Origin of the sequence: Lysobacter enzymogenes (assembly GCF_017168095.1) — a bacterium.
Classification (GTDB): Bacteria; Pseudomonadota; Gammaproteobacteria; order Xanthomonadales; family Xanthomonadaceae; genus Lysobacter; species Lysobacter enzymogenes_D.
On record NZ_LXSD01000314.1, the window covers coordinates 1 to 14,835 of the forward strand.

The 14,835-nt window shown below is 70.5% G+C and carries 15 protein-coding genes; 7 read left to right on the forward strand and 8 right to left on the reverse strand.

Annotated elements, in window-relative coordinates; genetic code table 11:
• The first annotated feature begins 675 nt into the window (after positions 1-675).
• Both A7A76_RS10975 and A7A76_RS25595 read left to right on the forward strand, forming a co-directional pair.
• Entirely contained in the window at positions 676-1,185 is a 510-nt protein-coding gene (locus tag A7A76_RS10975) for a hypothetical protein (RefSeq protein WP_206411220.1), read from the forward strand.
• 109 nt (positions 1,186-1,294) lie between these two features.
• A complete protein-coding gene (locus A7A76_RS25595) occupies positions 1,295-1,828 on the forward strand; it encodes an AAA family ATPase (protein WP_241200866.1) in 534 nt (177 codons plus the stop codon).
• A 31-nt stretch (positions 1,829-1,859) separates the two neighbouring features.
• On the opposite strand, the gene A7A76_RS10985 is transcribed toward A7A76_RS25595, so the two are convergent.
• Positions 1,860-2,366 carry a SecDF P1 head subdomain-containing protein gene (locus A7A76_RS10985; RefSeq protein ID WP_206411221.1) on the reverse strand — a complete coding sequence of 169 codons (507 nt, stop codon included), beginning with the start codon at positions 2,364-2,366 and terminating at the stop codon, positions 1,860-1,862.
• A 4-nt stretch (positions 2,367-2,370) separates the two neighbouring features.
• On the reverse strand, positions 2,371-3,297 hold the full coding sequence (locus A7A76_RS10990; RefSeq protein WP_206411222.1) for a M14 family metallopeptidase: 927 nt from the start codon (positions 3,295-3,297) through the stop codon (positions 2,371-2,373).
• A gap of 315 nt (positions 3,298-3,612) precedes the next feature.
• On the opposite strand from A7A76_RS10990, the gene A7A76_RS10995 reads away from it, so the two are divergent.
• Positions 3,613-5,124 carry a heparin lyase I family protein gene (locus A7A76_RS10995; protein WP_206411223.1) on the forward strand — a complete coding sequence of 504 codons (1,512 nt, stop codon included), beginning with the start codon at positions 3,613-3,615 and terminating at the stop codon, positions 5,122-5,124.
• A 55-nt stretch (positions 5,125-5,179) separates the two neighbouring features.
• Here A7A76_RS10995 and A7A76_RS11000 read toward each other — a convergent pair whose 3' ends face one another.
• Together A7A76_RS11000 and A7A76_RS11005 are read right to left on the reverse strand one after the other, a co-directional pair.
• Positions 5,180-5,602, reverse strand: a complete 423-nt coding sequence (locus A7A76_RS11000) for a YqaA family protein (protein ID WP_206411224.1) — start codon at positions 5,600-5,602, stop codon at positions 5,180-5,182.
• A 320-nt stretch (positions 5,603-5,922) separates the two neighbouring features.
• Complete coding sequence (locus A7A76_RS11005) at positions 5,923-7,980, reverse strand: M13 family metallopeptidase (RefSeq protein ID WP_206411225.1); 2,058 nt, start codon at positions 7,978-7,980, stop codon at positions 5,923-5,925.
• A gap of 53 nt (positions 7,981-8,033) precedes the next feature.
• Between A7A76_RS11005 and A7A76_RS11010 the strand changes: the two genes are divergently transcribed.
• Positions 8,034-8,171 carry a hypothetical protein gene (locus tag A7A76_RS11010; RefSeq protein ID WP_206411226.1) on the forward strand — a complete coding sequence of 46 codons (138 nt, stop codon included), beginning with the start codon at positions 8,034-8,036 and terminating at the stop codon, positions 8,169-8,171.
• Positions 8,172-8,432: 261 nt separating this feature from the next.
• On the opposite strand, the gene A7A76_RS11015 is transcribed toward A7A76_RS11010, so the two are convergent.
• Positions 8,433-8,996, reverse strand: a complete 564-nt coding sequence (locus A7A76_RS11015) for a CGNR zinc finger domain-containing protein (protein ID WP_206411227.1) — start codon at positions 8,994-8,996, stop codon at positions 8,433-8,435.
• Positions 8,997-9,127: 131 nt separating this feature from the next.
• Here A7A76_RS11015 and A7A76_RS11020 point away from each other — a divergent pair, with 131 nt between their 5' ends.
• Together A7A76_RS11020 and A7A76_RS11025 are read left to right on the forward strand one after the other, a co-directional pair.
• On the forward strand, positions 9,128-10,003 hold the full coding sequence (locus A7A76_RS11020) for an alpha/beta fold hydrolase (protein ID WP_206411228.1): 876 nt from the start codon (positions 9,128-9,130) through the stop codon (positions 10,001-10,003).
• 103 nt (positions 10,004-10,106) lie between these two features.
• A complete protein-coding gene (locus tag A7A76_RS11025; RefSeq protein WP_206411229.1) occupies positions 10,107-10,949 on the forward strand; it encodes a class I SAM-dependent methyltransferase in 843 nt (280 codons plus the stop codon).
• A gap of 20 nt (positions 10,950-10,969) precedes the next feature.
• Here A7A76_RS11025 and A7A76_RS11030 read toward each other — a convergent pair whose 3' ends face one another.
• The 3 genes from A7A76_RS11030 to A7A76_RS11040 form a co-directional block, all read right to left on the reverse strand.
• Positions 10,970-11,215: a hypothetical protein gene (locus A7A76_RS11030; RefSeq protein WP_206411230.1), complete on the reverse strand. Its 246-nt coding sequence runs from the start codon at positions 11,213-11,215 to the stop codon at positions 10,970-10,972.
• A 140-nt stretch (positions 11,216-11,355) separates the two neighbouring features.
• Positions 11,356-11,853, reverse strand: a complete 498-nt coding sequence (locus A7A76_RS11035; protein WP_206411231.1) for a hypothetical protein — start codon at positions 11,851-11,853, stop codon at positions 11,356-11,358.
• On the reverse strand, positions 11,850-13,868 hold the full coding sequence (locus A7A76_RS11040; RefSeq protein WP_206411232.1) for a M13-type metalloendopeptidase: 2,019 nt from the start codon (positions 13,866-13,868) through the stop codon (positions 11,850-11,852). Before A7A76_RS11040 ends, A7A76_RS11035 begins: the two co-directional genes overlap by 4 nt.
• A 163-nt stretch (positions 13,869-14,031) precedes the next feature.
• Here A7A76_RS11040 and A7A76_RS11045 point away from each other — a divergent pair, with 163 nt between their 5' ends.
• Positions 14,032-14,811 carry a hypothetical protein gene (locus A7A76_RS11045; RefSeq protein WP_206411233.1) on the forward strand — a complete coding sequence of 260 codons (780 nt, stop codon included), beginning with the start codon at positions 14,032-14,034 and terminating at the stop codon, positions 14,809-14,811.
• The last annotated feature ends 24 nt before the right edge of the window (positions 14,812-14,835 follow it).

The following is a 14,835-nucleotide window of genomic DNA, read 5'->3' on the forward strand; positions in this document are numbered from 1 at the left end:
TCGGCCCGGCGTCCTGCGCCACCGTCGCCGCCTGCACCGCAGGCCGGGCCGCCGGCGCGCGCGACCACGGCACCGCCGCCACCAATGCGGCGAAGCCGGCGCCGATCCAGACCTTCCAAGCCCAACCCTGAGCCAAACCGTGCATCCGACATCCCCCTGAGGAACCCGGTTCGCGGCCGCCCCCAGCGCCCGCTGCGGGGTGGATGGGGTCGTGCCGGCCCGGGGTACCGGTCGGCGATGATATCGGTCCGTTCGCGACCGTCGCCAGCGTATCGGCGCCGCAGCGGCGAGCCCGGCGCCGCGGCCGCCCGTTCAGACTTTTGTGAAACGTCTGCGGATCGCGCGGTCGCCGCCGCCCCGGCCTTCGCCGCACGGCCGCCGCGTTCACATCGACGCCGCATCGCTGCGGCCGGCGCGCCGGACGGCCTATCGGACCGGGGAATCGCAACGCGCGGCGCCGACGGCGTCCGGCCGTTCGTTCGCGCCCCATGCGGGACGCAGGGACGCATTAGAACCACCGCGAGCGCCCGAGCACTGCCGCGCATGCCGCAGTCACCGCGACACCGTATTGGCCGGCACGCGCGCCCGGACGAGCGCCGCTCGCTGCGCGCGGGCCGCGCTGGCTCTCTCGCGCAGCCGCGATTTATAGTCGTCGCCCGCCGCCGATCCGCCGCCATGAACGTCGTCGCCGAATCCGAACGCCTCGCGCGCCTGCGCGCACTGCCGCTGTCGCCGGCCCTGCTGGCGATGGCCGAAGGCCGGCTGCCGCATCCGCAGCTGTGGCGCTGCCAGACGGGCACGCCGTTGTATGTCTATCGCGGCGCCGAAGTGCCGGCGGGGCCGGTGTTGATTCCGCTGTGGGATTGGAACGACTGGGCGCTGGGCGTGCGCGAGCGGCCCGACGGATTGGAGTTCGTCCGTTTCAGTATCGAGAGGCCGGACGAAGTCGAATGCCTGGCGCGCACCGAGGCCGGGCTGTGGGCGCGGCTGTTCGATGCGCTGTACGAAGACGACCTGGAACTCGACGAGCTCGAAGCGATCGCCGGCGCGGTGGAGTACCGCGACTGGCCGCTGCAGTTGCAAAGCCGCGACGCGGCCGAGCCGGACTGGGCCGACGGTTCGGCGCACTCGCACTGGCTGCAGGCCTGGACCGCGGCGATCGATGCCCGGGCGGCCACGGCTTGAGCGCCGATACCGCCAAGCCGGCGACAGGCGCGCCGCCAGGATCGGCGCGAGCGGCATCGTCGCCGCATCCGTCTCCCGCGCGCCTGCACGCGCACCGGCGCCGCGCCGCATGACCCTCGACGAACTCGGACCGCGCATCTGCATCCTCGGGCCGTCCGGCAGCGGCAAATCCACCCTGGCCGACGCCATCGCCCGCGCGCGCGGCCTGCCGGCGGTGCATCTCGACCGGCTCCATCACCTGCCCCATACCGATTGGCGCCCGCGCCCGGAAGCGGAGTTCGTCGCCCTGCACGACCGCGCGATCGGCGCGCCGGCGTGGGTCATCGACGGCAACTACACGCGCTGCCTGCCGCAGCGCCTGGAGCGCGCGACCGGGCTCATCCTGCTCGACGCGGCGACCGCGACCAGCCTGCTGCGCTATGTCCGCCGCGCCTGGTTCGAGCGCGAGCGCCGCGGCGGGCTGGAAGGCGCCAAAAGCCGCGTGCGCTGGGAGATGATCCACCACATTGTGTTCGCCACGCCGGCCGGCCGCAGGCGCAATCGCGAAATGTTCGAGCGCATCGCGCTGCCGAAGCTGCGCCTGGCCGGCACGCGCGAACTGGATCGCTTCTATCGCTCCTCGGGGCTGCAGCGGCCGTCTTGACGCCGACGCCTGCCGTCGCGCGCCGCCGGCCTTACTTGGCGACCACCAGCTCGCGCTCGAATGCCTCCGCGTCGGCCATGTCCAGGCCGCTCACGCGCAAGCGCCCACCGGGGATTTCGCCCTGGATCGTCGCCACGTTCACCGCCATCGCGCCGACCACCACGGCGAGGCGCTTGCCGACGTTGTCGCGGGTGACCTGGGCCAGTCGCTGCGCGCCGGGCTCGGTCAATTGCAGGTCCAGCGCGCTCTGGCCGCTTTCGTCGACGCTCAGCGCGACCAGGGCGACCTGGCCGCGCGCGATCACCGGCACCGGCTTCACCGCCACTTGCGCCGGCTGGCCCGGGTAAGGGCGCAGCACCGGGAACGTCCGCGCGCCGGCGGTGTCGCCGTCGGCCGCCAGATAGAACGCGACATCGCCGCGCACCGGCTTGGCGTTGCGCAAGGATTCGACCGGCCCGTCGGGCGGCTGCGGCGCGCAAGCGCTCGCGCCAGCCAGCACCGCCAATGCGAGCATCGCCGCGAGCGCGCGCGTCTTCATCGGCTCAACCCCGCGCCAGGGCGAAGTCGATCGCCGCGCGCACCGCCGCGGCCTGGGCCTGGTTGCACTGCTGCGGCGTCGCGCGCGGGCTGTCGGGATAGACCTCGGTGGTGGTGCGGTAGCGCGCGCGGGTGATGCCGGCGCACAGGCCGAGTTCGCGCACCGGGTAATCGATGACGCCGCGCGCGACCACGGGCGAGCCGATGATCTCGCCGCGGGCGTCGGCCGGGGCGATATGGGTGACCTTCTCGACCTCGGCGATGATCGCCTGCTGGAACTGCGGTTGCGGGTCTTCGCTGTCGCCGACCAGATAGAAACCGTCGGGAATCTCGCCCGGCTGGTAGGGCTTGCCGTCGCGCGCGGCCAACGCCGGACGGAACTCGGTCTCGTCGGTGTCGGTGGTCTCGTGCAGGTCGATGTGCATCAGCGTGGCGTCGCGCAGCGGCGCCGCCAGCGCCCACAGCGCGGCCGACTCGCCGGCCGGGCTGTCGTCGCGGAACGAGCGGTTCGGGTCGATCGCCTCGGGATTCCAGCGGTGGATGCGCTCGTACGCCCACGGACTCACGCACGGCGCCACCAGCAGGTTGATGCGGCCGGCATAGGCGCCGGCGTCCTGGTCCAGGAACAGCAGCGCGCCGTGCACGCCGCTGGTTTCGTAGCCGTGCACGCCGCCGGTGACCAGCATCGTCGGCAGCGATTCGTTCCAGTTGCGGCTCTTCAGCGCGAACAGCGGGAAGCGGCCGTCGTCGCCGTAGTCGAGCTCGCCGTACTGGATCTTCTCGTAACGCTCGCCCAGGCGCTCGATGACGCTGGCCACTTCCTCGAAATAGCTGCGGTGGCGGACCTGGCGCGAACGCCATTGCGCGATCTCCGCGGCCCCCCAGGGCTGGCCGGGGGTGCCGATGGGGTAGAAGGCAGTGGCAGTGCTCATGGCGGCGGCTCGTAGTTGCAGCGATGCGCCGGATTTTAGCACCGCCGTGCGTGCCGGGCCGCACACAGGCACGCCCGGCCGGGGAGCGCCGGCAACGGCGGACTGCATACGGAATGAAGCATCGGCACGCACTGGATGCGCCTTTCGTTCTCACCCACCGCCTTCGGCCGCGGCGGCGCAGCGGAAAACCGCGAAAAACGCGCTGGAAACAGGCGATTTTCCGTGTTCCCGCGGGCGGCCGGTTTGCTAAGCTGCGGCGAACGCGACCGGCAGGACGCCCGCCGCCCGCCGCCTGTCCTGCAGCCGAGCCGAGCCATGCCGAATCTCCTTCCCGCCTCGTCCAAGGCGCCTGCGCGCAACGCGCCGCGCCACGCCTTCGCGACCGCCGCCGCGCTTGCGCTGGTGTTCGCCGGCGCGCTCGCGACCGCCCGGGCGCAGACGCCGCTGCTGCACGTCGACTACGAATCGGGGACGATCGACTCGGGCATCGCCGACCTCGACGCCAGCGACGCCAGCGCGCCCGACGCCGTCTTCGTCAGCGAAACCGCGCGCGCGGGCCGCTACGCGATCGGCCACAAGGTGGTGCTGGACGATCCGGCCTACGTCTCCGACGGCAAGCCGCGCAGCGAAAGCGCCGCGTTGAGGACGCTGCCGACCAGATACCGCAGCGGCGACCACCGTCGTTACGCCTTCAGCCTGATGCTGAAGGACTGGGAGGATTACACGGCGGGAAGCATCGCGTCGGTGGACATCGTCTGGCAGTTCAAGCACACCCAGGGCGGGCCCGACATGTTCGTCGGGGTCAGGCGCAATCAGTTGATATTGCGCTATGCCAACACCCAGGCCGTTCTCATCAACGACATCCGTCCCTACGACAACGCCTGGATCGACCTGCGCATCGACGTGCTGTGGGCCGATACCCCGACCGGCTACTTCACCGCCGACCTGCGCCTGCCCGGCGAAGCGGGCTTCACCCGCAGGGCCGCCGCCGCCGGCATCGTCACCCTGGACCCCACCGCCACCGGCGCCTTCGGCTATCCCAAGTGGGGCCTGTACCGCCCCGACTCGGATTCGGCCCGCGGCTCCGCGCGCACCCGCATCGCCCTGCACGACGAAATCTCGGTCAGCGCCCTGCCCGTCGCGCGCATCCGCTTGAACAAGGCCTTCGCGGCCAGCGGCCGCGCCGCCGACGGCGATCAGTTCGCGCTGACGATTGCGCCGCCGGCGCCGTCCGGCGCGGTGAGCGCGACCACCACCGGCAGCGGCGCACAAGTTACTTCGGCGCCCTCGCTGCTGGTCGCCGCGAACGGCGGGGGACGCTACGTGCTGAGCGAAACCGCGGCCGCCAGCGCTCCGGGCACCGACCTGCGCCGCTACCGCAGCGCCTACGCCTGCACCAACGCGCTCGCCGGCGGCCAGGCGCCGCGCGGCGACGGCACCTCGTTCGCGCTGACGCTGGCCGACAACGACGATCTGGACTGCAGCTTCACCAACACCCGGTCCAGCAGCTCCGACCTCGCGGTCGCGGTGACCAATACGCCCGACCGCGGTCCGGGCGACCTCGCCGACGACAGCGTAGTCGCCGGCGCGGTGTCCACCTATCGCATCCGCGTCAGCAACAACGGGCCGGATGCGGCGACCGGCGCGGTCGTGCGCGACGCCGCGCTGGCGGGGCTGTCGTGCAACGATCCGGTGCCTTGCGCCGGTGCCGCCTGTCCCGCCGCCACGGTCGCGGTGGCCGACCTGATGGGCGCGGGCGTGACCCTGGGCGAACTGGCCAACGGCGCGTCGGTGTCGCTGGATGTGAGCTGCCTGGTCGCGCGATGACTGCGCGCGCTGGGTCGCTAGGCCGCAGAACCGGCCGACGCCGCGGCGCGGGGCTTCAAACCCAGCGCAAGGCGATCGCCGCCACCACCAGATAGCGGGTCAGCTTGGCGATCCCCACCAATACCAGGAACACCCGCAGCGGCTCGCGCATCACCCCCGCGACCAGGGTCAGCGGATCGCCGATCACCGGCGCCCAGCTCAGCAGCAGACTCCAGCGCCCGTAACGCCCATACCAGCCGCGCGCCCGCGCCAGTTGCGCGGGCTTGACCGGAAACCAGCGGCGGTCGCCGAAGCGGTTCAACTCGCGGCCCAGCCACCAGTTGAGCGTGGAGCCGAGCACATTGCCGAGCGTGGCCACGGCGACCAGCAACCAGGGCGCGTAGCCCTTGGCGATCGCCGCGGCCAACGCCGCTTCCGACTGCGCCGGCAGCAAGGTGGCGGCGATGAAGGCGATCAGGAACAGGCCGAGGTAAACCATCGCGCGAGTTTAGCGGCGCCGGCGTTTGGTTTTCGCGGTCGCGGCTCGCGCCGCTCCCACATGGGCTTCCTGTAGCAGCGGCGCGAGCCGCGACCGCGCCAGCTCGCCCACGACGCAACCGCCACCGCGCGAGACCCCGCAAAAAGAAAGGCGGGCCCCCGGCCGAATCGGCCGAATCGGCCGAAGCACCCGCCCCTCATCCGCGCACGGCCGCAACCGCCGGCCGCGCGCTTCAACTCACCGGCGCGCTGCGGACAGCGCGCCTCACCGCATCCGCATCATCCGATGCGCGTCACTCGATGCGCATCACCAGATCCGCATCACCAAATCCGCACGCGCTGCTCCGGCGCGATATACATCGCATCGCCCGGCTTCACGTCGAACGCCTGGTACCACGGGTCGAAATTGCGCAGCGGCCCGTTGGCGCGGAACTGCGACGGCGAATGCGGGTTGGTCTTGATCTGGTTCAGCAGCGCCTCGTCGCGGTACTTGCCCTTCCAGATCTGGCCCCACGACAGGAAGAAGCGCTGGTCGCCGGTGTAGCCGTCGATCTTCGCCGCCGGCTTGCCGCCCAGGCTCAGTTGATAGGCGGTATAGGCCATCGACACGCCGCCGAGGTCGCCGATGTTCTCGCCCATGGTCAGCTGGCCGTTGACGCACTGGCCCGGCAGCGGGCAGAACGCGTCGTACTGCGCGCCCAGCGCCTTGGTCAGCTGCTCGAAGCGGCTGCGGTCCTGGTCGGTCCACCAGTTGCGCTGGATGCCGGCGTAGTCGGACTTGCTGCCCTGGTCGTCGAAGCCGTGGCCCATCTCGTGGCCGATCACCGCGCCGATGCCGCCGTAGTTCACCGCCGCATCGGCGTTGAGGTCGAAGAACGGCGCCTGCAGGATGCCGGCCGGGAACACGATCTCGTTGAAGGTCGAGTTGTAGTAGGCGTTGACCGTCTGCGGGGTCATGAACCACTCGTCGCGGTCGGTGCGGGTGCCGACCCGGCGCACCTGGTCGGCGCGCTGGTAGCGGCGCATCTGCAGCGTGTTGGCCATCAGGTCGCCGGCGACGATGGTCACGCTGGAGTAGTCGCGCCACTTGTCCGGATAGCCGACCTTGGGCCGGAAGCTGTCGAGCTTGCGGTAGGCCTCAGCCTTGGTGTCCGCGCCCATCCAGTCGATCTTCTCGATGTTGGCGCGCAGCGCCTTGCGCAGGTTCTCCACCAGCTGCTGCATCGCCGCCTTGGCCTGCGGCGAGAAGTGGCGCTCCACGTACAGCTTGCCCATCGCATCGCCGAGGCCTTCGCTGCCGGTGACGGTGGCGACCGCGCGCTTCCAGTCGTCGCGCTGGGCCTTCTGGCCGCTGAGCACGGTGCCGTTGAAGGCGAACGCGGCGTCGTCGATCTCGCGGCTGAGCAGGCCGGCGTTGTTGCGCACCGCGTGGAAGGCCAGGTAATCGCGCCACACCGGCAGCGGGGTCTTGGCGACCGTGTCGATCACCGGCTGCACCGCGCTCGGCGTGGCGACGTTGACCTTGTCGACCGGCGGCAGGCCCTGCGCCTTGAGCTGCGCGGCCCAGTCGTAGCCCGGATACTGCTTGCCCAGCTCGGCGAAGCTTGCGACGTTGTAGGTCTTGTCGCGGTTGCGCAGCTGCGCGCGTTCCCACTGCGGCTTGGCCAGCGCGGCTTCCAGGTCCAGCACAGCCTGCGCGCGCGCCTTGGCGTCCTTGATGCCGGCGAAGCCGAGCATGCGCTCGATGTGGGCGAGATAGGCGGTGCGGATGCCGACGAAGCGCGCGTCCGGGTTGAGGTAGTAATCGCGGTCCGGCAGGCCCAGGCCGCCGACGCGCAGGCCGACCAGGTACTGGTCCGGGTCCTTGCGGTCCAGGTCGACGCCGAAGCGCAGCGGCGCGCTGGTGCCGTCCAGGTCGGCGTCGCCGAAGGCGGCGATCAGCGCGCCGGCCGAGTCGATCTTGGCGATCTTGTCCAGCACCGGCTGCAACGGCGCGATCCCGGCGGCGTCGCGCGCGGCGCGGTCCATATAGCTGGCGTAGTAGTCGCGCAGCTTCTGCTTCTCGCTGCCGGCGGGCAGGTTCTTCTGCTTGGCCAGCTCGTCGATGATCGCGTGCACGTCGGCTTCGGAATCGTCGCGCAGCTTGTTGAACGAACCGTAGGAGGTCTCGTAGTCCTTCAGCTGGTAAGTCGCCAGCCAATGACCGCTGACGTAGCGGTTGAAATCGTCGCCGGGCTTGACGCTGGTGTCGCGCGCGGTCAGGTCGACGCCGAAGTCGCCGAGCACGGGCTTGCCCTTGGCCGAGCCGGCGGCGAATGCGGAAGGAGCGGCCAGCGCGGCGGCGAGCGCCAGGGTCAGGCTGAGGCGGGAGAGTTTCATGGGTGGTGCGGTCCCCGGTGGAAACCGCCGAGACTAGCGCAGGCTGACGCGGCGTGTCCTGGGCCGTTGGTTTGGGTGGGCCGATGGACTGGAGCGGCAAAGCCGGGCGGCGCCGGCGCGGTTCAGCGCTGATTTCCGGGCGATTTTCGCTCGATCAGGACGGCTTCGAATCCCCCGCCTTCGCGGCGTGAAGCTTCGGCAAGCAGTGCCGCAAGATGCTCTGCCGTCCTGCCGTCCTGCCGTCCTGCCGTCCTGCCGTCCTGCCGTCCTGCCGTCCTGCCGTCTCCGTCCTGCGGCCGCGTCGTCGCGCTGTCGTGCCGATTTGCCGGCCCGCAACCGCGCGCTCCTGCGGTCGTACCAGCCAGTCCGCGAACCCCACCTACCGTCATGCCCGCGAAGGCGGGCATCCAGGGCTTCACCGCGACAAAACCCGCCTGTCGAAACGCCGCCGCTCACCCACCTCTCCGCTTGCGGAACTCGCTGACCTTATGCCGGTTCCCGCACAGCGCCATGCTGCACCAGCGGCGCCGGTGCGATTTGGTCGTGTCGTGGAACCACAGCACGCACTCGCTGTGTTCGCACTGCCGCACCAGCGCGAAATCCAGCTGCGCCAGCAACTGCGCCGCCGCTTCGCCGAGCGGCGCCAGCGCCAGCCATGCGGGATCGCCGACCGCCGCGCGCCGCATCGCCACGCCGTCCGCGCCCGGCTCCAGCACCAAGTGACTGTGCATGCGCGCCAACAGCGCGTTCAACGGCGCCAGATCCACCGGCCGCTCCTGTTTGCGCGCCTGCACCGCCGCACGGATCGCCTCGCGCAGTTCGCGCGCGCGCTCGGCCAGTTGCGGCTGCGGCGCCTGCGCGATGCCGGTCAGACGGCTCAACCAAGCCGCCGCGGCGACATCGTCGCCCAGGTGCTCGACCGACGCGCCGTCCTCGAGCGTCAGCGTGTTGAGCAAGTCCAGCGCAGGTTGGCCGGCGATCAGCGGGGGCCAGTCGGTGGGGGTCGGCGTGGTCATCGGGCGGTGTCCTCTGAGCCAAAAATGTAACCGTAAAAATAACTATTGACAAGTTACAAAAGGCAAGCCTAGGCTTTTCGTAACCTTTATTCATTTCGAATCAAGGTTACAAAACTCCCAGGAGCCTCCCCATGCCGTCCACCCACTACCCGGTCCACCACCGCTACGCCGACGCCGACGGCGTGCGCGTCTTCTATCGCGAGGCCGGCGATCCGACCGCCCCGACCCTGTTGCTGCTGCACGGCTTCCCGACCAGTTCGCTGATGTTCCGCGAGCTGATCGACAAGCTCGCCCACCGCTTCCACCTCGTCGCCCCCGACCTGCCCGGCTTCGGCTTCACCGAAGTGCCCGAGCAGCGCGGCTACGTCTACAACTTCGACAATCTCGGCCGCACCCTGGAAGCCTTCGTCGACGCGCTGAACCTGCAGCGCTACGTGCTGTACGTGTTCGACTACGGCGCCCCGACCGGCCTGCGCCTGGCCCTGGCCAAGCCCGAGCGCGTGGCCGGGCTGATCTCGCAGAACGGCAACGCCTACCTGGAAGGCCTGGGCGAGGCCTGGGATCCGATGCGCCGGTACTGGGCCGACCCGAGCGCCGAGAATCGCGAAGCACTGCGCCAGTTCCTGTCGCTGGAGGCGACCCGCTGGCAGTACGAGAACGGCGAGCCCGACCCCAGCCTGGTCGCGCCGGAGGCCTATCACCTGGACTACCTGCTGATGCAGCGCCCCGGCAACGCCGACATCCAGCTCGACCTGACCCTGGACTACGCCAACAACCTGCCGCTGTATCCGCGCTTCCAGCAGTTCTTCCGCGAACGCCGGGTGCCGACCCTGGTGATCTGGGGCCGGCACGATCCGTTCTTCATCCCGCCGGGCGCGCAGGCCTATCGCCGCGACAATCCCGACGCGCAGGTGGAACTGCTCGACGCCGGCCACTTCGCCCTGGCCACGCACGGCGCGCACATCGCCCGCCGCATCGGCGAGGTGTTCGGCGATTTGCCCGGTTGATGCGCGCCGATTGAGCGGGCGCTGCACCGCCGCGGGTCGAGATATCGGCCCGCGGCCCTTATGCTTCCGCCTCCGCGCCCACCGCCGAACCGGATCGCCCGCCGTGCCGCATTACTCAGGCCCCCTGCTCACCCGCCCCGACGCCGAAGCCCTGCGCGCCGCGCGCGCGGCCGGCCAGCCCGCGTGGAGCGGCTCGCTCGACCTGGGCCGCAGCCAGGGCCAGGCGCAATTGCACGAAGACGCCTGGGAATGGTGCGGCCAGCGCTATCCCTATCCGGCCGCGCTCAAGGACCGCACCGTCTACTACTGGGACGGCGAAGACTACGCCGCGGTCTCGCGCTTCGCCGGCTCGCTGATCAAGCTGGTGCCGACGGCGTGGGGCGCGCCGACCTTCGAGATCGACGGCATCAAGATGCTGCCCACGTCCAAGACCTCGCCGCTCGAGGACGCGCGAACCAAGGTCGCGCTGATCCAGCCGCGCGGCAAGGCCGTGCTCGACACCTGCGGCGGCCTGGGCTATTTCGCCGCCTGCTGCCTCGACGCCGGCGCCGCGCGCATCGAATCGTTCGAGAAGAACCCCAGCGTGCTGTGGCTGCGCACGCTCAACCCGTGGTCGCCCGACCCCGACGCGCCCGAGCACGCCGGCCGCCTGCGCCTGAACCACGGCGACGTCTCCCAGGCCATCGCCGGCCTGGCGACGGCCGAATACGACGCCGTGCTGCACGACCCGCCGCGCTTCGGCATCGCCGGCGAACTGTATTCGCAGAGCTTCTACGCCCACCTCGCGCGCGTGCTGCGCCGCGGCGGCCGCCTGTTCCACTACACCGGCAGCCCGAACAAGCTGACCACCGGGCGCGATGTGCCGCGCGAAGTGGCCAAGCGCCTGGAAAAATCCGGATTCAAAGCGGAGCTGGCGTTGGACGGGGTGTTCGCGGTCAAGCGCTGACGCGGACCGCCGTTCCGCGATTAAGGCACCTCACAACGCCAGATCGAATCGGCCAGCCACAGATTGGCGCGGGTCACATGGTTGTAGACCTCCGCCACAGGCGTGCCGCCCTGGGCGGCGCACTTGGCGACGGCGTCGTCGCGTGCGTCCTGCAGCGCGATGCCGGGGTCGTAACTTTGGCCATGGCCGCTGACGGTGACCGTCGCGGCGGTGGCGACGACCGGCAGCAACAGCGCGAGCGCGATGGCGTAACGAGGTGATTTCATCTCATGCTCCCAACTGGCGGAGGCTCGATTTTCGCCGCAGATGCGAGCCGCGATAACGACTCAGTTCACAGGACGTGATCGCTCACGCGCGCGCCGGCGTGCGCGGCGGCGCTTGCGTCGTCGATGCGCCCAATCGCGAATCAGTCGCCGCGACGCTTGGACGGCGGGTCTTCGCCCGGCAGCGGCTGGTGCCCTTTGCCGGGCGGCAAATCGGCATTCTCCACCCGCTTGCGCTGCGCGCCCACGCCATGCGGCGCGGTCTCCCCGGGCAAGGGCTGATGGCCCTGCCCGTGCGGCGGCCCGGCATCGGCATCGCCGCCGTTGGCTGAATCGCGCTGGGACTGCTTGCGATCTGAATCGGACGTGCGTGCGTTCATGCGGCGATCCTCATGACGGGCCAGCGATATTCCTGCCCGGGGCTTGCGCAGACTGCGGCCGAAGCGGTTAACGCCGGGTTGCCCGTGCCGGCGTGGATCTTCACGGACAACGAACGTCGCGGGCGGCGCCAAGAGTGCACGGAATGCCGCAGCAGGCTTCACCACCGAAACCGCAGCCGAGCTGAGCTTGATCGCCCCGCTCACGCGCCCCGTAACGCCCGGCTCGATCGAGCCGGGCATCGCGGCCAGCAGCGCCCTCACCACACCTCGCAGCGCTGCTCCTTCGCCCGCACCATCGCATCGCCCGCCTTGCACTGAAACGTCTGCTGGAACGCCGGCAGGTTCGACAGCGGCCCGTTGACGCGGTACTTCGCGACCGGATGCGGGTCGCCCTGGATCATCGTGCGCTGGGTTTCCGGGCGGGTTTCGTCGCCGCGGAACTGGCCCCAGGCGATGAAGAACTGCTGCTCGGGGGTGAAGCCGTCCAGGGTCGGTTCCGGGCCCTTGCCTTCGCGCGATTTCAAGTATGCGCGGTAGGCGATCTTGGCGCCGGCGAGGTCGCCGATGGATTCGCCCAGCACCAGCTTGCCGTTGTGGTGCAGGCCGGGCTCGATGAAATAGCCCTCGAACTGGTCGACCACGCACTGGCCCTTGGCGGCGAACTGCTTGCCGTCGGCCGGCGTCCACCAGTTCTTCAACCGGCCTTGCGCGTCGAACTGCGCGCCCTGGTCATCGAAGCCGTGACTGATCTCGTGGCCGATCACCACGCCGATGGCGCCGTAGTTGACCGCGTCGGTGGCGTCGACGTCGAACGCCGGCGGCTGCAGGATGCCGGCCGGGAACACGATCTCGTTCTGCAGCGGGTTGTAGTACGCGTTCGAGGTCGGCGGGGTCATGCCCCAGCGGCCGCGGTCGGTCGGCTTGCCGACCAGGCGGCGGTCGTCGGCGACGTTCCAGCGCGAGGTCGCGACCCGATTGTCCCAGGCCGAAGCGCGGCTCACCGCGACGCCGGCGTAGTCCTTGAACCGGTCCGGGTAGCCGAGCTTGGCGACGAAGGTGGAACGCTTCTCCAAGGCCTTGCGCTTGGTCTGCGCGTCCATCCAGTCGAGCTCGCCGATGGTGTCGTCCATCGCCGCGAGGATGTTCTCGACCATCTCCTGCATGCGCGCCTTGGCCTGCGGCGGGAAATATTTCTCGACGTACTTGCGCCCCAACGCATCGCCAAGCTGGGCGTCGGCGAGTTCGGCGCAGCGCTTCCAGCGCGGCTTGATCTGGGTGGCGCCGGTGAGGAACTTGCCGTTGAAGGCGAAGTTCTCGTCGACGAACGGTTGCGACAGCGTATCGGCCGCGGTACTGAGCAGGTGCCAGCGCAGATACGCCTTCCACTGCGGCAGCGGCGCGCCGGTGAGTTCCTTGTCGAACTGGCGCAGGAACGCCGGCTCGGACACGTTGAGCGCCACCCGCGGCAACCCGGCGCGGTCGAAGTACGCGCCCCAGTCGAAGCCCGGCGCAAGCTTGGACAAGCCGGCGAACGTGGTCGGGTTGTCCTGCCGCTTGGGATCGCGCAGTTGCACGTTGTCCAGCGAGGCCTGCGCCAGGCGCGTTTCGAACTCGAACACCGCCTGCGCATCGCGCGCGGCGTCCGCGGCCGGCGCGCCGGCCAGTTCGAACACCTTCGCGACGTGGGCGAGGTAGCGCGTGCGCGCCTCGGCGAAGCGCGGCTCGGGCTTGAGGTAATAGTCGCGGTCCGGCAGGCCGAGGCCGCCGGCCTGGAGATGGGCGATGGTGCGCGTCGGCTCGCGCGGATCCTCGGCGGCCAGGATCGCGAACGGCGCGGCGATGCCGATGTCGTTCAAGCGCGCGATCTCGCGCTGCAATCCGGCGCGGTCGGCGACCGCGTCGATCTGCGCCAGCCACGGCCGCAACGGCTCCGCCGCGCGCGCGTTCGCCGCCGATTCGTCCATGCACGCCGCATAGAAATCGCCGGCCAGTTGCCCGGCGCTGCCCTTGGGCCAATCCTGCCGCGCCGACAGTTCGGTCAGGATGTCGCGCACCCGCTCCTTGTTGAGCTCGCCCGATTGCCAGCGCCGGCTCCAGCGGTCCATGTAGTCGGGGATCGGATTGCGCTGCCGCCACGCGCCGTTGGCGTAAGCGAAGAAATCCTCGCAAGGTTTGGCGTTGCGATCGATATCGTCCGGCTGGATGCCGTGCACGGCGCCCAGCGACGCGGTGGACACCGCCAACAACGCGAACAACGCAATGCGCGACTTGGCCACGGCACGATCTCGATGGGAGGGTCCGGCCACTATAGCCACGGCGCCCGCGCCGGCCCGTCCCGGAAGTCCTGCCCGCGGCGCGCCCGGCGCCCGGCTGCAGGCGAAATTGACGGACGCGTCACGATTGCCAATGCTAGCGGCGCCCTTCCCTCACTGCGCCGCCATGACCCACGCCTCGCCGACGCCGCGGCCTCGCCGCACGCTCGCCCGCCTCGCCGCCGCCGGCCTGCACCTGCTCGCCGCCGGCGCCCACGCGCAGGGCGCTTACCCCTGCAACGGCCCCGGCCCGGGCCGCGACGTGGTCGGCATGAGCCCCGGCGGCCAGGGCATCGCGGCGATGCCTTTGTGCGTGGACCGCGCCGCGGCCGGAGCGGCGCAAGGCGCGTCGAAGCCGGCGCCGGATCCGATGCAGATCAAGGTCGGCGAAGCCTTCGCCGCGGTCAGCCAGGCCTTCCTCGACGCCCAGCGCAAGCTCGACGAGCGCCAGCGCATCGACAGCGACCCGCAGTTCCGGCGCCTGGTCGAAGGGCGCTGGGATTTCTTTCCCGGCGACGGCGGCAACGGCTCCTGCGCGGCGATGTTCTCCAACCGCCAGGGCGTGGTCCGGATCATGGGCCCGGGCGAGGGCTTCAAGGGCGCGACGCTGACCTTCTGGGGCAGCGACGTGCCCAAGCCCGCATCGCTGCAGACCGTGCGCATGACCTTGCTCCAGCCCAAGGCGCCGCCGAGCACGGTGCCGGCGCTGAACTACTACAACCCCGCCGAACGCCTCGGCGCCATCGTCTTCGTGGTGCCGTCGATCGACGCTGCGCTGGGCGCGTTCGAGGAAACCCAGGACTTCGAAGTCGCCCAGGACGGCAAGTCGCTGGTCAAGATCGCCTGGACCGGCGGCGGTGCCGCGCGCGAAACGCTGCGCCGCTGCGTGAAGCGCCAGGCGCGCTGAGCCGCGGCGCCGGCGCCGCGCCGG